Source organism: Citrobacter sp. NCU1 (genome assembly GCF_010231475.1).
Lineage (GTDB): Bacteria > Pseudomonadota > Gammaproteobacteria > Enterobacterales > Enterobacteriaceae > Citrobacter_D.
The window spans coordinates 48,985-72,730 of the sequence record NZ_NRDO01000013.1; the positions used below are offsets into that span (position 1 = coordinate 48,985).

Here is a 23,746-nt window from a genome sequence, read left to right on the forward strand (position 1 = left end):
GTGAACAAACATGAAAAAATTGCAAGAAAATGTGACTAAAAGCACATTTTCTTGCATGGTTTTAACTCACCGCGCCTGTTTTCCGGGTTTCAGCGCGGAGAAAAATTACCCTTTACGCGGTGAAGATTCCGCATGATGACTGCGATGGCGGTGATAGCCGTCTATCATGCTGCGGAAAATTTGCCCTGGTGTATCGCCGAGCGTGCAAAGGTAAATATGTGCGCAAATAAACAGCAACCCAACGACAGCTAACGCCATATGCAACACCAGCATGACAGGGCCCGCCCCCATGAATTGCGGATACAGACACAGAAATCCGCTGATGATCAACAGAGGCACGAGCGCATACATGATGGACAGATACGCCAGTTGCTGTAATGGGTTAAATTTATTTTCCGTCGTGGCGGCATAGGGGTGTGCTTCGCCACGCATAATGCCGCACAGGTAAAAACGCGTCTGTCGCAAACACCGCATGACCAGTCCGTTAACGTTCACCTTGTAGTGATGTCCGTTGCCGCCGAAGGCGTTAATGAGGATGAAGCCAATCCAACATGCCGCCAGTGCAAATCCGCACACGGTATGCAGTTTCACCATTAATGCCACAGATCCGATTGAAAAATGGCCAAACAGGCCACTGAGCAAAAGCAGGACAAAGAGCAGCGCATTTCCCCAGTGCCAGCGGCGGATCGCCAGCGAATAGAGATAGTCACGTTGCTCTTCCCCTTTCGCCGTTTTCGGTGCAAATATGGCGCGCAACAGCGCATGCGCCGCCAGTGCGGCAAGCAGCATCAAGACGACTCCCCCCGCGCAGACGAGCCATAAAGGCCAGTAATCCGGCGCGTAGTTCAGTTCGGCTCCCCAGATGGTATTCATACTTTACCCTCCTGATGTATTTCCTTGCGCCGGTATAAACTGACCGCGCCACTGCGTTCTTCATGCTGCCGGTACACCTCTTTTTGGCCGATCCAGTGTTGGATCTCCGGCTCATCAAGTCGGCCAAACTTCAGCGCATCCGTCGGACACACAGAGACGCAGGCAGGTTGTTGTCCCGATGCCAGACGCGTATCGGCACAGAAGTTACATTTATCGGCAATCCCCGTTTGGGGATTAAGATAACGAACGTGGAATGGACACGCGGCAACGCAATAATCGCAGCCGATACAGCGCGATTTATCGACCTGCACGATGCCGTTTTCATCACGGAATGATGCGCCTGTTGGGCATACCGTAACGCAGGGAGCATCTTCGCAATGCTGGCAGGAGACGCGGATAAAACGAAAATGTTCCAGCGTGGCAGATTCAGGGTCAGGCGTTTGGATCTGCACCTGAACACGGCTAAATCCCTCAGGGACATCATTAAGCACCTTGCAGGCCACCGTGCACGCCTGGCATCCAATGCAGCGTTTCTCGTCATGCAACATGACATAGGAATTCGTCGGTTGATTCATGCTTTTCTCCCTCCTTATGCCCGGCTAAGCGTGACGCCAGCGGTATGCACCACCGTGCCAGAAACCGGACTGGTCACATGCGGCAGCAAATTTCCGCAGTGAATGCCGTGCGTTGTCGCGGCGGTTTTCGCCCCGGCTTTCGCCCCAAAACCCATGTAAACAAACAGCGTATCGGGTCGAATGCCTGCCGTGACCAGCGCTTTCCCTTTTTCTTTGCCGGTTGCGTTTTCAAGCCAGACCTCGTCCCCGTTGCGGATCCCCTTTTCACGGGCTGTTTGCGGGTGGATCCAAACGGCGTTATCCCACATCAACTCACTGAGTAACGGGACATACTGCGTCGCGCCGTTGGTGTGTACGGCAACCTTGCCCTGAATAAAATAGAGTTCGTCGTCTTTTTTAAGTGCAATGTGGCGGGCCTGAGGCACTCCATAACCAGGTAGCAAGGCTTCCAGCGCTTCAGAGTACAGCTCGATTTTGCCGGACGGCGATTTGAAACGCAGCTGGTCGCCATAGGTTCCTTCACTGTCTGCCGCCATAGCTCCGGGATAACGAGTAACAAACTGACGAACGGATTCTGGCTCCCGCAACAACAGCGGCACGCCCCATTCCCGATACCCTTTCTGGCGCAATTCCGCCGACAAACCATGATCGCCATTGAGCTGATACAGCTGGCGAGTCTGCATATCCTGCCAGGGGTAGTACTGACTCAGTCCTAACTGCACAGCTAGCTCTTTCCAGATTTGCCAGCTCGGACGCGCCTCGCCGATGGGATCCACCACCTGCTGGCGCAACGCGTAAGCGGGATTCAGCCCAGACATGTCGGAGACTTCTTCATCACGCTCAAGGTAAGTGCATTCCGGTAACAGATAGTCTGCGTAAGCCGCGCTTTCACTCAGGTAAACATCGCAACTCACGACCAGATCCAACTGCTCCATGGTTTTCACCAGATCCGGTCGACAGGTGACGGTTTGCAGAGGGTTGTGGCGGGACATAACCCAGCCTTTCACCGGGTAAGGCGTCTGTTTTAGCACCGCGTCAATCACGCTTTGGACAACGCCACCGCCGGCCGCGATAAATTTGAATTGCGGCGCCACTAAATCAATACGCTGTGCCGTCAGCTTGGGCATATTTTTAACGTCAGGTTTGGCCAACACCGGAGCGACCGTTTCGCCTGCCAGTTTGTTATACGTTGCGGCCCCTTTTTTCTGATACATCCCGCCCTCGCGCTCAATGTTTCCGAGCAGCACGTTCAGGGTAAAAATCATGCGCCGCATGTCGATCTCTTCTTGAGAGAAGGTTGCGCGGTGGCCGGGGCTGACCATGGCATGCGGTGCGCAGGCGGCGAGTTCTCGTGTGACCCGTGTAATGACATCGGCAGGCACGTCAGCATGCTGTTGAGCCCACGCAGGCGTGGTCTCTTTCACCGCTTCCGCCAACTGTGCGAATCCGCTGGTGTAGCGCTCGACAAAGGCGGCATCGTAAAGATTTTCGTTGATCATGACGTGGCACATTGCCATCAACACCGGCAAGTCACCGCCGGGACGAATCGCATGCCACTCATCTGCTTTGCTGGAGAAAACGGAAAGACGCGGATCGAAGCTGACCATTTTGGCCCCCTTCTCCTGCGCGGTCATCAATTCATGGGTATCCGCAACTTCAATCCCCTCATACAAATTATGCCCAAATGAGACCATGTAGCGGGTATTGGCGATGTCCATCGCCAGGTCTCCACCCATCATCACTTTTGCCGCAATGGATTTTCCGGCAGGACAGGTTGAGGCATGTGTGAAGGTATTGGGAGAGCCGAATGCAGTAGCAAGATGAAACAGATGACCTGAAAGCGAACCGGACTTGGAAGAGAATACGACCCCTTCCGGCCCATATTGCTTTTTAATTTCCGTCATTTTTTCAGCAATTTCTTTATAGGCCTGCTGCCAGCTAATGACCTGCCATTCACCGCCGCCGCGTGGGCCGGTACGCTTCATGGGTTTCACAATACGATGAGGATCATTCACCAGGCTGACACCGCTGCCTCCCCTGGCACAAACCCGCGTTCCCTGCTGGGGGGCATGAGGATTGCCTTGAATAAAAACCGTTTTATTTTTAATGACCTGTGCCTGAATCGGACACCGAAACGAACACATTTCGCACAGACTGGGCGTCAGGGATGTTTTACCGCTCATTCCCTCTGTCGGATTGCGCGCCAGTGCTCCGGGTGCAAAGCCACCTATGGCGCACGCGGAACAACTCAACCCGACGCCTTGCAAAAAACTACGCCGACTGATGCTCATATAACCTCCTGTTATTAGATATATCCAATAATTATATTGAATATATATTGTAAGTTTATGGTCTCACTCACAATTCATAACGGAGGGCAATAAAATAGACAAATAGCCAAAAATTGTTACTTATCAAAAGATTCCGAATACAGTCCAATAATGACAGTTGGCGCAGAAATAATCCCATTAAATGTCGTGAAATTAGCGCTGATTTATATCATCACCCAGGCCAGCGTTATTAAAAAAAAAGATAAAATTCTGCTCAATTATTTCTGCACTCGCTGATATTTAATAATAACCCAATTAATTCGCATTCGTTTTTCAGGTAAAACACCGGTCTTGCTGATTACCCGGCCGTTTTTTGTTACTCTTACCAGAGCGAAAATTGAAACCGGATACAACTCCACAATGAATGACGGCAAGCAGCTTCCTACCTTTTTGTTCCACGATTACGAAACATTTGGTACGCACCCCGCACTGGACAGACCCGCACAGTTTGCCGCGATTCGCACCGATAGCGATTTCAACGTTATTGGCGAGCCGGAGGTGTTTTACTGTAAGCCTGCCGATGATTACCTCCCGCAACCGCAAGCCGTGCTGATCACCGGCATCACGCCTCAGGAAGCGCGGGAAAAAGGGGAAAACGAAGCCGCCTTCGCTCAACGAATTCACGCCCTGTTTACCGTGCCGAAGACCTGTATCCTTGGCTACAACAACGTCCGCTTTGATGATGAAGTCACGCGCAATATTCTGTACCGTAACTTTTACGATCCCTACGCCTGGAGCTGGCAACACGACAACTCACGCTGGGATCTGCTGGATGTGATGCGCGCCTGTTACGCTCTGCGTCCGGAAGGGATCAACTGGCCCGAAAATGAAGACGGGCTGCCCAGTTTTCGCCTTGAACATTTGACCAAAGCCAATGGGATCGAACACGCCAACGCACACGATGCGATGGCCGATGTTTATGCGACCATTGCGATGGCGCAACTGGTGAAGTCACGCCAGCCACGTTTGTTTGAGTACCTTTACACTCACCGTAACAAGCATAAGCTGGCCGCGCTGATTGATGTCCCTCAGATGAAACCGCTGGTCCATGTCTCCGGTATGTTTGGCGCATGGCGCGGCAATACCAGTTGGGTCGCCCCACTGGCCTGGCACCCGGAAAATCGCAATGCGGTGATCATGGTGGATCTGGCGGGTGATATTTCCCCGCTGCTGGAGCTTGACAGCAATACCCTGCGCGAGCGGTTATACACCGCCAAAGCCGATCTGGGCGATAACGCTGCGGTTCCCGTCAAACTGGTGCATATCAATAAGTGCCCGGTTCTGGCGCAGGCCAATACGCTGCGCCCGGAAGACGCGGACCGGTTGGGCATTAATCGCCAGCAGTGTCTCGATAATCTGAAAGTGTTACGTGACAACCCGCAGGTACGCGATAAAGTCGTGGCGATCTTTGCAGAAGCAGAGCCGTTTACCCCTTCGGATAACGTTGATGCTCAGCTTTATAATGGCTTTTTCAGCGATGCAGATCGTACTGCCATGAAAATTATTCTGGAAACGGAGCCGCGCAACTTACCCGCGCTGGATATCACTTTCGCCGATAAGCGTATAGAAAAACTGCTGTTTAATTATCGCGCCCGTAATTTCCCGGGTACCCTGGATGAAGCGGAACAGCAGCGCTGGCTGGATCACCGCCGTCAGGTCTTCACACCCGAGTTTTTACAACGCTATGCGGATGAATTGCAAATGTTATACCAGCAGTATGCTGATGATAGCGGGAAGCAAATGTTACTGAAATCACTGTGGCAGTACGCCGAAGAGATTGTTTGAGAACCTAATGAGTTGCTGCTGACAGAATCTGCAGCATAAAAAAACCGGAGACAGCGCTCCGGTTTTTTATTATGCGCCTGACAAACAGGCGCAGAAAAGTCAGTGGTTATGCGACGTCTTCGTACTGCGGCACCGGGTTACGGAAGCTTTTGGTCACGCATGCCAGATAAATCAGGCCAATCGCGGCCCAGATCAAGCCCAGCACCATGGAACTCTCTTCCAGGTTAACCCACAGCGCGCCAACGGTCAGCGCACCGCACATCGGCAGGAACAGATACTGGAAATGGTCTTTCAGCGTTTTGTTGCGCTTCTCACGGATCCAGAACTGTGAAATTACCGACAGGTTAACAAACGTAAAGGCCACCAGCGCACCGAAGTTGATCAGTGCTGTCGCCATCACCAGGTCAAAGTTGATTGCCAACAGAGCAATCGCCCCTACCAGGATGATGTTCATCGCCGGGGTACGCCATTTCGGGTGAACGTAGCCGAAGAAACTTTTCGGGAACACGCCGTCACGACCCATCACGTACATCAGACGCGCTACGCCCGCATGCGCCGCCATACCAGAAGCCAGTACGGTGATAGTGGAGAAAATCAACGCGCCAACCTGGAAGGTTTTACCCGCAACATACAGCATAATTTCTGGCTGAGAGGCATCCGGATCTTTAAAGCGAGAGATATCCGGGAAGTACAGCTGCAGGAAGTAGGTTGCAAAGATGAAGATCAGGCCGCCGATAAGCGCGGTCAGGAAGATAGCACGCGGAATAACGCGTTCTGCATCTTTGGTTTCTTCCGACAGGTTGCTAATGCCGTCAAACCCGGTAAAGGAGAAGCACAGAATCGTCGCACCGGTGATCATCGGAATAACGTGCGCATCACCAGACCAGAACGGACGCGAACTGGCCAGCGTACCGGCGCCTTCACCTTCAAACACACCGTACACGACCATGCCCAAAATGACCGCGATCAGCACCACCTGCAACACCACAATAACGGTATTGAAGTTCGCCACGGATTTGAGACTGCGCAGGTTAAATGCCGTCATAAACGCCACAAGGGCGATAACAAACATCCACGACGGGATCGAAGGCACAAGGGCTTCAAAGTAAATTTTCGCCAGCAGAATGTTGATCATCGGCGCGAACAGATAGTCGAGCAGAGAAGACCAACCCACCATAAAGCCGACGGTCGGGCTAATGGATTTCTGGGCATAGGTATACGCAGAGCCTGCGGAAGGGAAACGACGAACCAACTTCCCGTAGCTCAGCGCCGTAAACAGAATAGCGATCAGCGCGAAGGCATATGCCGTCGGTACGTGACCGTCTGTGAGGCCTGAAACGATACCAAAAGTATCGAACAGCGTCATCGGCTGCATATAGGCAAGGCCCATCATAACAACCGGAACCAACGTAAGCGTCTTACGCAATTCCACGCGAGAGGTGTTTGGAGTAACGTTATGCGACATGGTCATTCTCCTTTACGGCGAATGCCGTCGCGTAAGCAAAAAATTGCCCCATTTCTATGGATTCCTCAGCGACAACAACTGTCGGTTTTTAGTAAGTATCTATCCGGTACGAAGCCCGGCCTCTTTTATGAATGATTGGTTTGATGCAAAAAAATAACCGACGCGTATGAAAACGTCGGTTAATGTCATTTTTTGCAAGCGGCGTATTTTGCACTAAATTGAGGCGAAATAACAAGAGAATGAGACGGCTGTCCCAATTTAATTTTTCTAATCGTTTGATTTATCAACAGCCTCTTTTGCGTAGACACCAGCAATAGCACTATTTGCTAAAATTTCATCTCGCCACCAGGCGCTGGCCAGCCCCGCCGTCTGCTCGTTCCAGCCAATCCATACCGGTTCAAAGAGGATTTGCGCCACCACTTTCTTCTCGACCAACGCGCCACTTTCCAGAAACCGCTGCGCCAGATAGCGCGGTAAATAGCCGCATCCCAGCCCACTGATTTGCAGCTCCAGTTTGGTTTTAAAATCAAACACCGTTATCGCTTCCTGGTCTTCAAGCAGTTGAGACGAAAACGCGGGATGAGTTACGTCGCCAACCACAATGGCGCGGAACCGTTTAATGATACGGCGGCTCAATGGCTCTTGTTCCTGCACTAAAGGGTGGTGTGGCGCAACAGCAAAGACTTGCTCAAGATACCCCAGCCGCACAAAACCAAAACCGCTTAAAGGCGGCGGTTCATGCATTGCCCCCACGATGATATCCGCCCGTCCCTGCGCGAGCGCTTCCCAGGAGCCGCCCAGTACGCCATTGATAAATTTAAGGCGGGTAACGCTGTGATGTTGATAGAAAGATTCAATGAGTGGCGCCAGGAGTGAAAAAGGGAATGTATCATCCACACCGATGATCAGTTCGTTTTCCCACCCTTCATGTAGTTTGATCGCCTGTTTTTCCAGCTCGCGCACGGTGTGCAGGACTTCCCGGCCTTTTTCCAACAGCATTTGGCCGGTACGGGTGAATTTGGCCCGGTGACCGCTGCGATCCAGTAACTGAATATTCAGATCGCTTTCGAGTTTGTGGACGGTGTAACTGAGAGCAGAAGGCGTCTTAAATAATTTTGCCGACGCCGCCGCAAAACTGCCCTCTTTTTCTAAAGCATCAAGAATGATCAGAACGTCCAGCAGTGGTTTCATGCTCGCCCCCTCAGGGTGTATGGCGATCACCTGCTGGCCGTTCGCGTCATTCCATTGGCATCACCAGCGGATCAGGATACTGATACTCAAATCCAAGTTCATTACAAATCCGGCTGCCATCTATAATTTTACCTCTCCCCTTTTCCGGGGTTTCCCGGAATTTCGGCGGTTCCATTCCCAATAAACGGGCCATCTGCGGATAGAACACATTACGCGCCGGGTGCGCGGGCGCACATATATTATAGATGTGTCCTCCCTTAGGTGCCTGTAACAGAAGGGTGATAGCAGAGATCACATCCTCCAGATGCACCAAATTCACCCCCTGCTCGCCATCTGGCGCTATTTTTCCGGCAAAAAAACGCCCAGGATGTCTTCCCGGTCCCACCAGACCCGCCAGACGCAGAATATCCACGGAGGTGCCAGGCAAATTGTGCAGCCAGTCTTCAAGTTCCCTGAGCACCCGCCCGCTTGCCGTCACCGGATTGCGCGACATGTTCTCTTTGACCGTGCCCTGCACATCGCCATAGACCGAGGTAGAACTGGTGAAAAGAATACGTGGGATACGATGCGCCAGCGCGCTATCAACCAGTTCCTGGATCGCCTGCCGGTAAAAATCCTCACCGGGACCGCTTCGACGCGCAGGCAGCGTGACCACCAATGCATCCACATCCATCAATGCATCAAGGTCATCCGTTTCACAAATCAGATCCGGCTCCAGGCGCAGCGGATAGCTTTCAATACCGCTCATGCGGGCCGCGTCCACCCCATCCTGAGTGGTTTTGCTGCCGATAACCTGCCAGCCCTTCGCGGCCAGAGACATCGCCAGCGGCATGCCTAACCAACCTAAACCGACAATCGCGACCTTTTTCATCCCTTTTCTCCTGAATCTGGCACCATTTATATAAGGCTACGCCAGCATGGTGTGACTGACAATTCATACCGTTAATATGAAATGAATTAATGTACAAAAAAAGCCCTTGCTTTCCTGCGCTAAAGTGGTTTAGGTTAAAAGACATCAAATGAATAAGCATTCATCGAGAATTTTATGACACGCGTTCAATTTAAACACCATCATCACCATCATCCTGACTAGTCTTTCAGGCGATGTGTGCTGGAAGACATTCAGATCTTCCAGTGGTGCATGAACGTATGAGAAAGCCCCCGGAAGATTTCTTCCGGGGGCTTTTTTTTGTGCGTGACTCAGCTCGGTTCAGACAGGATAAGAGGATTAAAAGATGTTAGATAACACTCGTTTACGCATAGCTATTCAAAAATCAGGCCGTTTAAGCGATGACTCACGCGAATTACTGGCCCGCTGCGGGATTAAAATTAATTTACATACTCAGCGTTTGATTGCGATGGCAGAGAATATGCCTATCGATATTCTGCGCGTGCGTGACGACGACATCCCCGGACTGGTCATGGACGGCGTCGTCGATCTGGGAATTATCGGTGAAAACGTTCTCGAAGAGGAACTGCTGAACCGCCGCGCGCAGGGTGAAGATCCTCGCTATTTTACCTTGCGTCGTCTCGACTTCGGCGGTTGCCGCCTCTCGCTGGCAACGCCTGTCGACGAAGCCTGGGATGGCCCTGCCGGACTGGATGGCAAACGCATCGCCACCTCTTATCCACATCTGTTGAAACGTTATCTGGATCAGAAAGGCGTTTCGTTTAAATCCTGTCTGCTTAATGGCTCTGTTGAAGTCGCCCCGCGTGCCGGTCTGGCTGATGCAATCTGCGATCTGGTGTCAACCGGCGCGACGCTTGAAGCCAATGGTTTGCGTGAGGTTGAGGTTATCTACCGATCTAAAGCGTGTCTGATTCAGCGAGACGGCGAACTGGCCGATGCCAAACAACTACTGGTTGATAAATTACTGACCCGTATCCAGGGCGTTATTCAGGCCCGTGAATCCAAATACATCATGATGCATGCGCCAAGCGAGCGTCTGGATGAAGTCATCGCCCTGCTGCCGGGCGCCGAGCGCCCAACCATTCTGCCGCTGGCAGGCGATCAGCAACGCGTCGCGATGCACATGGTCAGTAGCGAAACCCTGTTCTGGGAAACCATGGAAAAACTAAAAGCACTGGGTGCCAGTTCGATTCTGGTGCTGCCCATTGAGAAGATGATGGAGTAATTCCACTTAATGTTGCCCGGTAGCGTTTCGCTTACCGGGCCTACAAACCTCGTAGGCCGGATAAGCAATGCGCCATCCGGAAAAAAGGAAGACGATTATGAGCTTTAACACCATCATCGACTGGAATAATTGTAGCGAAGCGCAGCAAAGAGAATTGCTGATGCGCCCGGCCATATCCGCCTCTGACAGCATTACCCGTATCGTTGCGGAAATTCTGGATAACGTAAAATCACGCGGTGACGACGCCCTTCGGGAATACAGCGCCAAATTTGATAAAACGGACGTCGGCGCAATGAAAGTCACTGCCGATGAGATAGCCGCAGCCAGCGACAGACTGAGCGACGAACTCAAACAGGCCATGGCGGTTGCGGTAAAAAATATTGAGACGTTCCACACCGCGCAACAACTTCCGACGGTGGATGTGGAAACCCTGCCCGGCGTACGCTGCCAGCAGGTGACCCGCCCGGTGGGCTCTGTCGGCCTGTATATCCCCGGCGGTTCCGCCCCGCTCTTCTCGACAGTGTTGATGCTTGCCACGCCAGCACGTATTGCCGGTTGCAAAAAAGTGGTGCTTTGCTCTCCGCCGCCAATTGCCGACGAAATTCTCTACGCGGCAAAACTGTGCGGCGTGCAGGAAGTCTTCAACGTTGGCGGCGCGCAGGCGATTGCCGCGCTGGCCTTTGGCAGCGAATCAATCCCCAAAGTGGATAAAATCTTTGGTCCCGGCAATGCCTTTGTCACCGAAGCCAAACGTCAGGTCAGCCAGCGTCTCGACGGCGCGGCCATCGATATGCCTGCAGGACCGTCAGAGGTACTGGTCATTGCCGACAGCGGCGCAACCCCCGATTTCGTTGCCTCCGACCTGCTCTCCCAGGCGGAACATGGCCCTGACTCGCAGGTCATTCTGTTAACGCCAGATGCCGATATCGCCCGTCGGGTAGCCGACGCCGTTGAACGCCAGTTAGCGGAACTGCCGCGAGCAGAAACGGCGCGTCAGGCGCTGAGCGCCAGCCGACTGATTGTGACGAACGATTTGGCGCAATGTGTGGCCATTTCTAATCGGTATGGACCGGAGCACCTGATCATTCAGACCCGCAATGCGCGCGAACTGGTCGATGAAATCACCAGCGCAGGCTCCGTCTTCCTGGGAGACTGGTCACCCGAATCCGCTGGCGATTATGCTTCCGGTACCAACCACGTGTTGCCGACCTATGGTTTTACAGCGACCTGTTCCAGCCTTGGGCTGGCAGATTTCCAGAAACGGATGACCGTACAGGAACTGTCACGTGAAGGTTTCTCCGCCCTGGCCTCTACCATCGAGACGCTGGCGGCCGCCGAACGCCTGAGCGCCCATAAAAATGCCGTCACCCTGCGCGTTAACGCCCTGAAGGAGCAAGCATGAATACCGAAAACACCCTCAACGTCACCGACTTAGCCCGTGAAAACGTCCGCAAACTCATACCGTACCAGTCAGCACGCCGTCTGGGCGGCAACGGTGATGTCTGGCTGAACGCCAATGAATTTCCCACAGCGGTCAATTTTCAGCTTACCCAGCAGACGCTCAATCGTTACCCTGAATGTCAGCCAAAAGCGGTCATTGCCAACTATGCCCAGTATGCGGGGGTGAAGCCAGAACAGGTACTGGTCAGCCGTGGCGCAGATGAAGGTATCGAATTACTGGTTCGCGCGTTTTGTGAGCCGGGCAAAGATGCGATTCTTTACTGCCCACCCACCTACGGTATGTACAGCGTCAGCGCTGAAACGCTTGGCGTGGAGTGCCGTACAGTGCCTACGCGTGAAAACTGGCAGCTGGATATGCAGGGCATTTCGGACAAGCTTGAGGGCGTAAAAGTGGTGTACATCTGTAGCCCGAACAACCCGACCGGGCAACTGATCAATCCGCAGGATCTGCGGACATTGCTGGAGCTGACCCGCGGAAAAGCCATTGTGGTTGCCGATGAGGCGTATATTGAATTTTGCCCGCAGGCGACGCTTGCAGGCTGGCTCAGTGAATACTCCAACCTGGTTATCTTACGGACACTGTCTAAAGCGTTTGCCCTCGCTGGATTACGCTGCGGATTTACGCTGGCCAGCGAAGAGGTCATCACTCTGCTACTGAAAGTCATCGCCCCGTACCCACTCTCCACTCCCGTCGCCGACATCGCCGCCCAGGCCTTAAGCCCGCAGGGCATTACCGCCATGCGCGAGCGTGTGGCGCAGATCCAGGTCGAGCGTCAGTATCTGGTCAATGCACTGAAAGAGACAGCCTGCGTCGAACAGGTTTTCGACTCCGAAACCAACTACGTTCTGGCGCGGTTCACCGCCTCCAGTAGCGTGTTTAAATCGCTGTGGGATCAGGGCATTATCTTACGGGATCAGAATAAACTACCTTCCTTAAGCGGCTGTCTGCGGATCACTGTGGGAACCCGCGAAGAGAGCCAGCGCGTCATTGACGCCTTACGTGCGGAGCAAGTATGAGCCAGAAGTATCTTTTTATTGACCGTGATGGAACCCTGATTTCTGAACCACCGAGTGATTTTCAGGTCGATCGCTTCGACAAACTGGCGTTTGAGCCTGACGTTGTCCCCGTTCTGCTAACGCTGCAAAAAGCAGGCTTTAAACTGGTGATGGTAACCAACCAGGATGGGCTGGGAACACAGAGCTTCCCGCAGGCGGATTTCGAGGGCCCCCACAACCTGATGATGCAGATTTTTACCTCTCAGGGCGTGCAGTTTGATGAAGTTCTGATCTGCCCGCACCTGCCCGCGGATACGTGCGACTGCCGTAAACCGAAGGTCAAACTGGTTGAACACTATCTGGCCGAACAGGCAATCGACAGCGTTAACAGCTATGTGATTGGCGATCGTGCCACTGATATCCAGTTGGCTGAAAACATGGGGATCACCGGCTTACGCTACCATCGCGAAAACCTGAACTGGGCGATGATTGGCGAACAACTGACGAAACGCGATCGTTACGCCCACGTAGAGCGCACCACCAAAGAGACGCAGATTGACGTCAAAGTATGGCTCGACCGCGAAGGCAGCAGCAAGATCAACACGGGCGTCGGCTTCTTTGACCACATGCTGGATCAAATCGCCACCCACGGCGGCTTTCGCATGGAGATTGCCGTTAAGGGCGACCTCTACATCGACGATCACCATACGGTCGAAGACACCGGTCTGGCGCTGGGCGAAGCGTTAAAACTGGCGCTGGGCGACAAGCGCGGCATCAACCGTTTTGGTTTTGTTCTGCCGATGGACGAATGCCTGGCACGCTGCGCGCTGGACATCTCCGGGCGTCCGCACCTGGAATACCGCGCCGAGTTTACCTACCAGCGTGTCGGCGATCTGAGTACCGAGATGATCGAGCACTTCTTCCGCTCGCTCTCCTACACCATGGGTGTGACGTTGCACCTGAAAACCAAAGGCAAAAATGACCACCACCGCGTGGAAAGCCTGTTTAAAGCGTTTGGTCGTACGCTGCGTCAGGCGATTCGCGTGGAAGGTGACACGCTTCCTTCCTCGAAAGGAGTGCTGTGATGAACGTGGTGATCCTCGATACTGGCTGCGCCAACCTGAACTCCGTGAAATCCGCCGTGGCGCGCCACGGATACGATCCGCTGGTCAGTCGCGACCCGGATATTGTTCTGCGGGCAGACAAATTGTTTCTTCCGGGCGTGGGGACCGCGCAAGCGGCGATGGAGCAGTTGCACCAGCGAGAACTGATTGAGCTTATCAAAGCCTGTACCCAGCCGGTGTTGGGTATTTGCTTAGGTATGCAGCTTCTGGGACGCCGCAGCGAAGAAACCCACGGGGTCGACCTGCTGGGCATTATCGACCAGGACGTTCCTAAAATGACTGACGTTGGTCTGCCGCTACCGCATATGGGCTGGAACCGCGTCTACCCACAGGCCGGGAATCGCCTGTTTCAGGGCATTGAAGACGGCGCGTATTTTTACTTCGTTCACAGCTACGCAATGCCGGTGAACCCGTGGACCATCGCCCAGTGCCATTACGGCGAACAGTTCACTGCCGCCGTGCAAAAAGATAATTTCTTTGGCGTGCAGTTCCACCCGGAACGTTCAGGCGCCGCGGGTGCACAGTTGCTGAAAAACTTCCTGGAGATGTGATGATTATTCCGGCATTAGATTTAATCGACGGTACCGTGGTACGTCTGCATCAGGGCGATTACGCCCAACAGCGCGATTACGGAAGCGATCCCCTGCCTCGTTTGCAGGATTACGCGGCCCAGGGAGCAGAAGTGCTGCATCTGGTCGATCTGACCGGCGCAAAAGATCCGGCAAAACGACAAATTCCACTGATTAAAGCTCTGGTGGCAGGCGTTAATGTGCCTGTACAAGTTGGCGGCGGTGTACGCAGCGAAGACGATGTGGCGGCGTTGCTTGAGGCTGGCGTTGCGCGCGTAGTCGTAGGCTCCACGGCGGTAAAATCCCCTGAGGTGGTTAAACGTTGGTTCGAACGCTTTGGCGCCGACGCACTGGTACTGGCGCTGGATGTGCGCATTGACGATCAGGGCAATAAGCAGGTGGCTGTCAGCGGCTGGCAGGAAAACTCCGGCGTATCTTTGGAAGAGTTGGTCGACATGTATCTGCCGGTCGGCCTGAAGCACGTGCTGTGCACCGATATTTCCCGCGACGGTACACTGGCAGGCTCCAACGTCTCACTGTATGAAGAGGTGTGCGCCAAATACCCGCAGGTGGCGTTTCAGTCCTCTGGTGGAATTGGCGACATCAATGACGTTGCCGCGCTTCGCGGAACCGGCGTACGCGGTGTTATCGTCGGGCGCGCGTTGCTGGAAGGCAAATTTACCGTTAAGGAGGCGATCCAATGCTGGCAAAACGCATAATCCCTTGCCTGGACGTTCGTGATGGTCAGGTCGTCAAAGGCGTGCAATTTCGCAACCATGAAATCATCGGCGACATCGTTCCTCTGGCGAAGCGCTATGCCGAAGAAGGCGCCGACGAGCTGGTGTTCTATGATATTACCGCCTCCAGCGATGGTCGTGTCGTCGACAAGAGTTGGGTCTCCCGCGTAGCGGAAGTGATCGACATTCCGTTCTGCGTGGCGGGCGGGATTAAGTCGGCAGAGGACGCCGCGAAAATTCTCTCCTTCGGCGCGGATAAAATATCCATCAACTCCCCGGCTCTCGCAGATCCAGAGTTGATCACCCGCCTGGCCGATCGCTTTGGCGTGCAGTGTATCGTTGTAGGAATTGATACCTGGTATGACGCTGAAACCGGCAAATACCACGTTAACCAGTATACCGGCGATGAGAGCCGTACCCGCGTCACGACCTGGGAAACCCTCGACTGGGTTCAGGAAGTACAAAAACGCGGTGCTGGTGAAATCGTCCTCAATATGATGAACCAGGACGGCGTGCGTAACGGTTACGATCTGGTGCAGCTTAAGAAAGTGCGTGAGGTTTGCCGCGTACCGCTGATCGCCTCCGGTGGCGCAGGCACCATGGAACACTTTCTGGAAGCCTTCCGCGATACCGATGTTGACGGCGCGCTTGCCGCTTCCGTCTTCCATAAACAGATCATTAATATTGGTGAATTAAAAGCGTACCTGGCAGCCCAGGGCGTGGAGATCAGGATATGTTAACAGAACAACAGCGCAGCCAACTGGACTGGGAAAAAACCGACGGACTGATGCCTGTCGTTGTGCAGCACGCGGTATCCGGTGAAGTGTTGATGCTGGGGTATATGAACCCGCAAGCGCTGGATAAAACGATAGAAAGTGGCAAAGTCACCTTCTTCTCACGCACCAAACAGCGTCTGTGGACCAAAGGTGAAACATCCGGTCACGTCCTCAATGTGGTCAGCATTGCACCGGATTGTGATAACGACACGCTGCTGGTGCTGGTCAATCCGGTTGGGCCAACCTGCCACACAGGCAGCAGCAGTTGTTTTGGCGAAACCAGCCACCAGTGGTTGTTCCTCTACCAGCTTGAACAACTGCTGGCTGAGCGTAAGACTGCCGACCCGGCAAGCTCCTACACCGCCAAGCTTTACGCCAGTGGTACCAAGCGCATCGCGCAAAAGGTCGGTGAAGAAGGTGTCGAAACTGCGCTGGCTGCAACGGTTCACGATCGTGCTGAACTAACCAATGAAGCGTCAGATTTGATGTACCACCTGCTGGTACTGCTGCAGGATCAGGATCTCGACCTGACGACAGTTATTGAGAATTTACGTCAGCGGCATCAGTAGATTCAGAAACTAAAAAACCGGGCGATGCCTAATGCCGATCGTTTAAGGATCGGTTGACCGATCCGGTGGCTGGCGTAAAAAGGGTTCAGTCTCTACATGGACCCTTTTTAAATGGAACTTTCACAGGCCCTGGGCATTATCAATATCACCTCTCCGGAAGAGGCCCGCAGTCTCTCCGACCTCATTCCCACTGACCTTATCCGGCAGGCGCTTACGCTGACCGACACCGTCACGCTGCGTAAACGCAAACTCCCCCTCGAATCCATTAATTGGTTGGTCGTGGTGATGTCCGTCTTCTGCAACCACCCCATGACTGAAATCGTCAATCTGATGGATATTGTCGACCGCACTGGCACACCTCTCACCGCGAGAAGCTCTGTTATCCAGCGCAGAAAAACCCTCGGAGAAGATGCTGTAAGAGAGCTGTTCGATATCACACAACAACACTGGAACCAGCAGGCAGTCCATCCGCAGTGGCACGATCTGAACCTGCTTGCCGTGGATGGCGTGGTCTGGCGGAAACCATGTAAGTATCCCGCATAATCGTACCATTCATATTTAGAGATCTTCCGGCATACTCATTCTGCCAACGAAGGAGATCGTTATGCGTAAAGCCCGTTTCACTGAGCATCAGATCATCACCGTCATTAAATCGGTTGAAGCCGGACGCACTGTTAAAGATGTCTGTCGGGAAGCCGGTATCTCTGTAGCGACTTACTACAACTGGAAGTCCAAATACGGTGGTATGGAATCATCTGATATTAAAAAGATAAAGGACCTTGAGGATGAGAACCGACGTCTCAAACAGATGTTTGCCGATCTCAGCCTTGAGAACCGGGCGCTGAAAGATGTTATCGAAAAAAAGCTTTAAAACCAGCCTTTAAGCATGAGCTGGTAACACATATGATAACAACATTCGGACTCAGTATTCGTCAGGCCTGTTGAAGCCTGAACCTGAGCAGAGCGGTTTACCATTACCGCCCCGATACCACGCGTGACAAACCTGCTATTTTCTCATTACAGGCTGCCGCCGAACGGTATCCGCGATATGGTTTTCCAAAGTTGTTCCAGATACTGCGGCGGCAGGGATACCCATGGAACCATAAGCGGGTCCATCGAATTTACTACCTGCTGAAGCTGAATTTTCGTCGTAAGGGCAAGCAACGACTGCCGGTACGTAACCCATTGCCTCTGGCTATCCTAGAGACGCTGAACCAGAGCTGGTCTGTTGATTTCATGCATGATGCCCTGATTTGCGGTCATCTTTTTCGCACGTTCAATGTCGTTGATGATTTTAATCGTGGGGCTCTGTCGATCGAACTAGACCTGAACCTGCCAGCTCAGCGAGTGGTTCGGGTACTTGACCGGATCGCGGCAAACCGGGGATATCCGGTTATGCTCCGTATGGACAATGGCCCGGAATTTATCTCTCTGACGTTGGCTGAGTGGGCAGAAAAGCATGAAGTGAAGCTGGAATTTATCAAACCGGGCAAACCGACTCAATATGCTTTTATTGAACGCTTTAACCGGACATACCGTACAGAAGTACTCGATTTTTATCTGTTCAGAACACTGAGTGAAGTGCGGGAAATCACGGAGCGGTGGCTGTCAGAATATAACTGTGAACGTCCGCATGAATCACTGAACAACCTGACACCGGAGGAATACCGACTACGACATCATCTGGCCGGGATCTCAAAAAGTGCGTGGAACTAAAACGGGTCTATTTACAAATCCAAAGACAATAAGGTAGACCCAGCACGTAGATGACCACGCCTATGATGTGTGGTCATCAGTTAGAAATAAAACTAATCCCCTTTACAGGGACACCATTGATAGTTATCATTTTTCAACAATAGTTTTTTGAAATCTAACAGACTTCCCAAAGTTAATCATTGGGCTCTCAATATATTTAAATGTCAGGTATGATAAAGAAACAAGCACCACACATATCAATGTGCAGATCATTGTATACTCAACTATGGAAAAATTTTTTATACTATTATCCAGCATCATTCTAAATGTTATGTAAATTAGTGGGCCATGTAGAAGGTAAATACTATACGTGGCCTCACCAAGTAGTCTTGCAGATTTAATCTTTAATATTCCAAATATATCACAGCCACTACATATAAGTATAAATATAACTCCACATAATAACATTGACTGCCATTCATAAATACCATGAAAATTTGATATTAAAATAATATATATAATTGAAATTAAAATAGAGCATGCTTTTGTATCTGCAAAACTCATAAGCAATTTGATATCTTTCAAATATGATGCTATAAAACCAATCACAAAAAAGATGATGTAGATTTTATTGAGTGGGTGAAGATAAAATGCGATCATTGCACTAAGAGATATTAAAATATAAATAACAGGTGTTTTTTTTCCTGTGATAACGCAAACCAATGGTAGAGAAAGATAAAAAAACACTTCATAAACAAGTGTCCATGTTACCCCTGATACTATGGATAACGTATCTCTTAAGCCATTTATGTTTGGAGAGCCATATGCCGATAATGAAAACCATTTATAAACAGGGACCATTAGATTACTGAAATAAGTTACTGGAGTCCAATTTGTTTGTATTCCAGCAATTACCAGCATTACGCATATAATCAAAAAATACAAGGGATACAATCTAAAAAAACGACTAATATACAGCTGATTCCAATTTATTTCTTTTGATTTTCGTATTTTTCCATAAAATAAATATCCAGTAATCATGAAAAACATTGCTACGCTTGTTTTACCGATATTTGCAAACACAGCATTGTCTGGTAATTTCCATACATTATTATGTAGAAATGCATACCATATATTGCTGTGGTGAATAAAAACAAATAACGCAAGAAATCCGCGCAACCCATCTATAGTTATATTTCTGCCACTGTCATCGAGAGATATTGGAGATAACTTATGTGTAATGCTCACTGTTGTAAGAGCAACCATAGAAAATATTAATATTATTAATGGGTTATTGATATCCATTTTAAGTATCCGCAGGTTAACATGTTGGATTTTCGCGAGGATATCACAAGTAAACCTTAAAAAGAATTTTCTGAGTGTCTTGTCTCTATCTTGATCTCCTCCCTGAAAACAGAGCCAGTCTAAACTGAAGTATCCGGTCTTTCTTCCATCCACCGGGAGGCACATCGCCATGAAAAAGACCCGTTATACCGAAGAACAGATTGCGTTTGCGCTGAAACAGGCCGAAACCGGCACCCGCGTAAGGGAAGTCTACAGAAAGATGGGTATTTCTGAAGCCACCTTTTACAACTGGAAAAAGACATTTGCCGGCCTGGGCGTGACGGAACTGCGACGTCTACGGCAACTGGAGGATGAAAATCAGCGGCTGAAGAAACTGGTGGCTAACCTGAGTCTGGACAAGGAGATGCTTCAGGAGGTGCTGAAGCAAAAGTTCTGAGGCCGGCTCAGAAGCGCTAGGCGGTGCATTTCCTGCAGGAAGCATACCGTATCAGCGTCCGCCGGGGATGCGGGTTACTGGTGCAAAGCAGAACTGTCTACCACTGGCAGAGCCGGCGTGACGGTCGGGCGATAACCCTGCGTATCCGGGAAATCGCGGAAACCTAGATACGGTATGGTTGTCCGCGCATTCATATCCAGCTGCGGCGGGAGGGCTGGCTTGTTAACCACAATAAAACCCACCGAATTTATTGCCCAGAAGGTATCAATCTGCGCAGAAAACGCCCCCGCAGGCATGTCAGTGCTGGGGTATGGATTCCGTGTCGGATAATCTGTTTAACGGACGGCGTTTCCGGGCGCTGACTGTAGTGGATAATTTTAGTCGGGAGTGCCTGGCTATCCATGCCAGGAAATCACTGAAGGGTGAAGATGTGGTCAGCGTAATGGAAGCACTGCGGGTGCTGGATAAGCGCTTACCGGTGCATATTCAGACGGATAACGGCAGCGAGTTTATCTCGAAAAGTCTGGATAAATGGGCGTACGAACATGAGGTGATCATCGACTTCTCCCACCCCGGAAAGCCAACGGATAACCCGTCTATTGAATCATTTAACGGTAGTCTGCGGGGTGAATGCCACTGGAAGATGCGCAGGACAAACTCGAAAGCTGGTGCAGGGAATACAATCATGAAAGGACGCATTCATCATTAAATGACATGACTCCGGCTGAATTCATCCGAAGTCTCCTGAAAGGCGAAGATCTCTGATTTAGCGCTGCACTAATTTTGGGCCAGGGTCAATTGGCCGGGATCTCAAAAAGTGCGTGAATTAAAAGTGGTGTGTTTACACCGCCAGTACGGCAGTTATGACTGGCAGCGCTTCTGCCGGGCCAATAACCTGACCCCGAGTATGAGCCGGCGTGGCAACTGCTGGAAAAATGCGGTGGCCGAATCGTTCTTCAGTTCACTGAAAAAGAACACATCAGAAAACGGATCGACAAAACCCGGGATCTGGCCCGGGCCGATATCTTCGATTACATTGAAGTCTTCTACAACCGGGTCCGGCGCCACACTCATCTCGACGGCGTCAGTCCGGAGGCCTTTGAACAGGCCTTGTCGTGAGGACAGGAAATGTCTACTGAGGTGGGTCAGTCCAATCGCTGGAAGATGCACAGGGCAAACTCAACATCTGGTTCAGAGAATATCATCATGAGAGGGCATAATATCCGTCATTAAATGACATGGCTCAGGTTAAAGTCACCAGAAAGATAAAGATCTTGATTTAACCAGGCTCTGATATTGGCAAGCGATCAGGACTAAGCTCAACACTATCCGACATAGCTGTAAATTATTGTGCTTTCGGCTTGTAGTTATGCAGCGCATTACGCCCCAGAACGACACCCGCACCAATCATTCCGCCCAGCAACACAGCTAACACCAGCGTAATTGCACGTTTCGGGCTGTCGCGACGAATCGGCAGCGTCGGTTTCATCACATAGCGGTAGGCATGAATTGCGGAAGTGTCTACTTTCAGCTTTTCAATATCCAGCAGGTTCTGCTTCGTCTGATAATAGTTTGCCGAAAAGACCAACGGGCGTGTCGCTTCATGCTCAATCATTGACTTCAGCGCATCGCTGCCCAGCAGGAACATACTGTCTTGTGTGACATCCTGAGTCTGTTGGATTTGCGGTTTGGCGATATTGGCCTGAGTCGCAAACTTGAGCGCTTCCTTAATTTGCTGAATACGTAACTCTTTTTGCTCCTGAGACACCACTTCCTGTGTCTTCAGCGAGTCCTGTAAGGTCGTTGTCTGCAATTTAATGTTGTCATTCAGGTCAACGTCCAGTTCTTCCGCCACCTTCTCATCAACCTGCTGGATATACTCCGCCAGTTGACGTTGGGCACCTTCAGCAGAATCACTCACATAAGAGACAACCAGCGGCAACGATTGACCTTTCACCGAAGGCTCAATGGTCAATTTTTCTGGTTCTTCTTTGTTGTCTAACGTTTCTGCCAATGCTGAAAAAGTCGTGTTAAAACGACCGATAAATCCGCTCTGAATCTCACTGACTTTAGGTGCATTGTTACCATACAATACGTTCATCGCATTGTTATAACTGGCAATTTGCCCCACTTCGGGTTGAGTCACAATCGCTGTCGACGTCCATTTCTCCTTCGCTACGGCCAGATAACCCGCAGCCAGCGCAATAGCAACAATCACAAAAACGATGATCGTTACCTTCCCGCGCCACAATTGCATCACTAAGTCAATTAAATCAATTTGTTCCGGATCGTTACTGCGCCCAGCGAGGTTGTGATTATCCACTCTTATCAATATCCTAACGAGAAAAGGCTTAAGCTCGAAATAGTGTAGTCATAAACATCGTGAAAGCCATAGGATAATTGATAAAAATTTCATATTATTTGAATGTTTTTGATAGGCAATCAGGGCTGTTTTAGCCCTGATTAAATTGAGTTAATCGCTGCCGAAAAGATCGCGGGTATACACTTTGTCCGCGACATCCTGAAGTTCAGTTGCCATGCGATTAGAAATAATCACATCCGCTTCCTGTTTGAAGGTGGTTAAATTTCGCTCAAGTCGGGAGTTGAAAAATGCGTCTTCCTGCATGACCGGTTCGTAAATAATGACGTCGACCCCTTTGGCCTTGATGCGCTTCATGATCCCCTGAATAGAGGATGCACGGAAATTGTCGGAACCACTCTTCATTATCAGTCGATAAATCCCCACCACCTTCGGTTTCCTTGCCAGGATCGCATCAGCGATAAAATCTTTACGTGTGCGGTTGGCATCCACAATGGCAGAAATGATATTGTTTGGCACCGACTGGTAATTCGCCAAAAGTTGTTTGGTATCTTTCGGCAAGCAATAGCCACCATAACCAAATGATGGATTGTTGTAATGGTTGCCAATTCGGGGATCCAGGCACACCCCTTCAATAATCTGTCGCGTGTTAAGACCTAAACTTTCTGCATAACTATCAAGCTCGTTAAAGTAAGCCACACGCATAGCCAGATAGGTATTGGCAAACAGTTTAATTGCCTCTGCTTCTGTAGAATCGGTAAAAAGCGTGGGGATATCCTGTTTGATAGCTCCTTCCTGCAACAACGCTGCAAACCGTTCTGCACGTTCTGAGCGTTCACCAATCACAATCCGTGAAGGATGCAGGTTATCGTAGAGGGCTTTGCCTTCGCGCAGGAATTCGGGAGAGAAAATGATATTTTGAGTACTAAACTTTTTAGACATTGCTGCTGTAAAACCAACAGGCACTGTTGATTTAATGACCATAACAGCATCCGGGTTAATATCTAAGACATCCTGGATAACAGACTCTACACTGGATGTATTAAAATAATTTGTTTTGGGATCATAATCAGTCGGTGTGGCAATAATGACATAATCAGCATTTTGGTAGGCATATATTTTATTCAGTGTAGCTTCGAAGTGAATATCAACAGACTGCAAAAAATGTTGAATTTCTTTATCAACAATAGGAGATGTCCGATCATTTAGCATTTCGACACGTGAAGGGATAATGTCTAATGCGATTACCTGATGATGCTGGGCGATAAGTAGACCATTAGACAGGCCAACATACCCGGTACCAGAAATGGTGATATTCATTTCATACTCTCAGAATTAACTTAATATATGAATCACGATGTTTGACACCCTGATAAGATTTAAAAGTTTTAACGCCTGAGTGAA

19 protein-coding genes, 5 pseudogenes and 1 other annotated feature are annotated in these 23,746 nt (G+C 50.8%); of the genes and pseudogenes, 14 read left to right on the forward strand and 10 right to left on the reverse strand.

The genetic code is table 11. The features are described 5' to 3' along the window. Positions 1-105 precede the first annotated feature (105 nt). From phsC to phsA, 3 genes are read right to left on the reverse strand one after another with little or no spacing between them, the layout of a single operon-like run. Positions 106-873 carry a thiosulfate reductase cytochrome B subunit gene (gene phsC / locus CJP72_RS05600; protein WP_162379911.1) on the reverse strand — a complete coding sequence of 256 codons (768 nt, stop codon included), beginning with the start codon at positions 871-873 and terminating at the stop codon, positions 106-108. Beyond that, complete coding sequence (gene phsB, locus CJP72_RS05605; protein ID WP_162379912.1) at positions 870-1,448, reverse strand: thiosulfate reductase electron transport protein PhsB; 579 nt, start codon at positions 1,446-1,448, stop codon at positions 870-872. The genes phsC and phsB overlap by 4 nt, the downstream gene beginning before the upstream one ends. Before the next feature lie 14 nt (positions 1,449-1,462). Continuing rightward, the gene (phsA, locus tag CJP72_RS05610) at positions 1,463-3,739 is read right to left on the reverse strand and encodes a thiosulfate reductase PhsA (RefSeq protein ID WP_162379913.1); all 2,277 of its coding nucleotides are present in this window, start codon (positions 3,737-3,739) and stop codon (positions 1,463-1,465) included. Between the two features lie 399 nt (positions 3,740-4,138). On the opposite strand from phsA, the gene sbcB reads away from it, so the two are divergent. Continuing rightward, a complete protein-coding gene (gene sbcB / locus CJP72_RS05615) occupies positions 4,139-5,563 on the forward strand; it encodes an exodeoxyribonuclease I (RefSeq protein ID WP_162379914.1) in 1,425 nt (474 codons plus the stop codon). A 106-nt stretch (positions 5,564-5,669) separates the two neighbouring features. Here the strand turns inward: sbcB and plaP are convergent, their stop codons facing one another. The 4 genes and pseudogenes from plaP to CJP72_RS05635 form a co-directional block, all read right to left on the reverse strand. Further along, positions 5,670-7,028 carry a putrescine/proton symporter PlaP gene (plaP, locus tag CJP72_RS05620; protein ID WP_162379915.1) on the reverse strand — a complete coding sequence of 453 codons (1,359 nt, stop codon included), beginning with the start codon at positions 7,026-7,028 and terminating at the stop codon, positions 5,670-5,672. Then, positions 7,018-7,080, reverse strand: coding sequence for a membrane protein YoeI (gene yoeI / locus CJP72_RS05625; RefSeq protein WP_096335044.1), 63 nt, complete (start codon positions 7,078-7,080; stop codon positions 7,018-7,020). Before yoeI ends, plaP begins: the two co-directional genes overlap by 11 nt. A gap of 161 nt (positions 7,081-7,241) precedes the next feature. Further along, positions 7,242-8,219 (reverse strand): annotated as a pseudogene (locus tag CJP72_RS05630) (LysR substrate-binding domain-containing protein). Positions 8,220-8,265: 46 nt separating this feature from the next. Then, complete coding sequence (locus CJP72_RS05635; RefSeq protein ID WP_162379917.1) at positions 8,266-9,090, reverse strand: SDR family oxidoreductase; 825 nt, start codon at positions 9,088-9,090, stop codon at positions 8,266-8,268. A gap of 174 nt (positions 9,091-9,264) precedes the next feature. Between CJP72_RS05635 and hisL the strand changes: the two genes are divergently transcribed. The 11 genes and pseudogenes from hisL to CJP72_RS05690 all read left to right on the forward strand — a co-directional run bounded on the left by hisL (position 9,265) and on the right by CJP72_RS05690 (position 18,302). Continuing rightward, on the forward strand, positions 9,265-9,312 hold the full coding sequence (gene hisL, locus CJP72_RS05640) for a his operon leader peptide (RefSeq protein ID WP_001375657.1): 48 nt from the start codon (positions 9,265-9,267) through the stop codon (positions 9,310-9,312). Further along, positions 9,288-9,410, forward strand: a sequence feature (His leader region). (Overlaps the previous gene by 25 nt.) A 44-nt stretch (positions 9,411-9,454) precedes the next feature. Beyond that, positions 9,455-10,354 (forward strand): ATP phosphoribosyltransferase, encoded by a 900-nt coding sequence (gene hisG, locus CJP72_RS05645; protein ID WP_162379918.1) that lies wholly within the window; start codon positions 9,455-9,457, stop codon positions 10,352-10,354. A 97-nt stretch (positions 10,355-10,451) separates the two neighbouring features. Next, a complete protein-coding gene (hisD, locus tag CJP72_RS05650; protein WP_162379919.1) occupies positions 10,452-11,756 on the forward strand; it encodes a histidinol dehydrogenase in 1,305 nt (434 codons plus the stop codon). Beyond that, positions 11,753-12,832, forward strand: coding sequence for a histidinol-phosphate transaminase (gene hisC, locus CJP72_RS05655; protein ID WP_162379920.1), 1,080 nt, complete (start codon positions 11,753-11,755; stop codon positions 12,830-12,832). The genes hisD and hisC overlap by 4 nt, the downstream gene beginning before the upstream one ends. After that, complete coding sequence (hisB, locus tag CJP72_RS05660) at positions 12,829-13,896, forward strand: bifunctional histidinol-phosphatase/imidazoleglycerol-phosphate dehydratase HisB (RefSeq protein WP_162379921.1); 1,068 nt, start codon at positions 12,829-12,831, stop codon at positions 13,894-13,896. Before hisC ends, hisB begins: the two co-directional genes overlap by 4 nt. Continuing rightward, on the forward strand, positions 13,896-14,486 hold the full coding sequence (gene hisH / locus CJP72_RS05665; protein WP_162379922.1) for an imidazole glycerol phosphate synthase subunit HisH: 591 nt from the start codon (positions 13,896-13,898) through the stop codon (positions 14,484-14,486). Before hisB ends, hisH begins: the two co-directional genes overlap by 1 nt. Beyond that, on the forward strand, positions 14,486-15,223 hold the full coding sequence (hisA, locus tag CJP72_RS05670; protein ID WP_162379923.1) for a 1-(5-phosphoribosyl)-5-[(5-phosphoribosylamino)methylideneamino]imidazole-4-carboxamide isomerase: 738 nt from the start codon (positions 14,486-14,488) through the stop codon (positions 15,221-15,223). Before hisH ends, hisA begins: the two co-directional genes overlap by 1 nt. After that, entirely contained in the window at positions 15,205-15,981 is a 777-nt protein-coding gene (hisF, locus tag CJP72_RS05675) for an imidazole glycerol phosphate synthase subunit HisF (protein WP_162379924.1), read from the forward strand. The genes hisA and hisF overlap by 19 nt, the downstream gene beginning before the upstream one ends. Continuing rightward, entirely contained in the window at positions 15,975-16,586 is a 612-nt protein-coding gene (hisIE, locus tag CJP72_RS05680) for a bifunctional phosphoribosyl-AMP cyclohydrolase/phosphoribosyl-ATP diphosphatase HisIE (RefSeq protein ID WP_162379925.1), read from the forward strand. Before hisF ends, hisIE begins: the two co-directional genes overlap by 7 nt. Before the next feature lie 111 nt (positions 16,587-16,697). Beyond that, positions 16,698-17,102 (forward strand): annotated as a pseudogene (locus CJP72_RS05685) (transposase domain-containing protein); the annotation flags it as partial. An 88-nt stretch (positions 17,103-17,190) separates the two neighbouring features. Beyond that, positions 17,191-18,302: pseudogene (locus tag CJP72_RS05690) on the forward strand (IS3 family transposase). Positions 18,303-18,428: 126 nt separating this feature from the next. Here the strand turns inward: CJP72_RS05690 and CJP72_RS05695 are convergent. Then, a complete protein-coding gene (locus CJP72_RS05695) occupies positions 18,429-19,586 on the reverse strand; it encodes an acyltransferase family protein (RefSeq protein ID WP_162379926.1) in 1,158 nt (385 codons plus the stop codon). Between the two features lie 169 nt (positions 19,587-19,755). On the opposite strand from CJP72_RS05695, the pseudogene CJP72_RS05700 reads away from it, so the two are divergent. Further along, positions 19,756-20,787, forward strand: a pseudogene (locus CJP72_RS05700) (IS3 family transposase). 85 nt (positions 20,788-20,872) lie between these two features. Beyond that, positions 20,873-21,141, forward strand: a pseudogene (locus CJP72_RS05705) (IS3 family transposase); the annotation flags it as partial. A gap of 226 nt (positions 21,142-21,367) precedes the next feature. Here CJP72_RS05705 and wzzB read toward each other — a convergent pair. Together wzzB and ugd are read right to left on the reverse strand one after the other, a co-directional pair. Then, positions 21,368-22,351, reverse strand: coding sequence for an LPS O-antigen chain length determinant protein WzzB (gene wzzB / locus CJP72_RS05710; protein ID WP_162379978.1), 984 nt, complete (start codon positions 22,349-22,351; stop codon positions 21,368-21,370). A gap of 144 nt (positions 22,352-22,495) precedes the next feature. Beyond that, positions 22,496-23,662 (reverse strand): UDP-glucose 6-dehydrogenase, encoded by a 1,167-nt coding sequence (gene ugd / locus CJP72_RS05715; RefSeq protein WP_162379927.1) that lies wholly within the window; start codon positions 23,660-23,662, stop codon positions 22,496-22,498. Positions 23,663-23,746 lie beyond the last annotated feature (84 nt).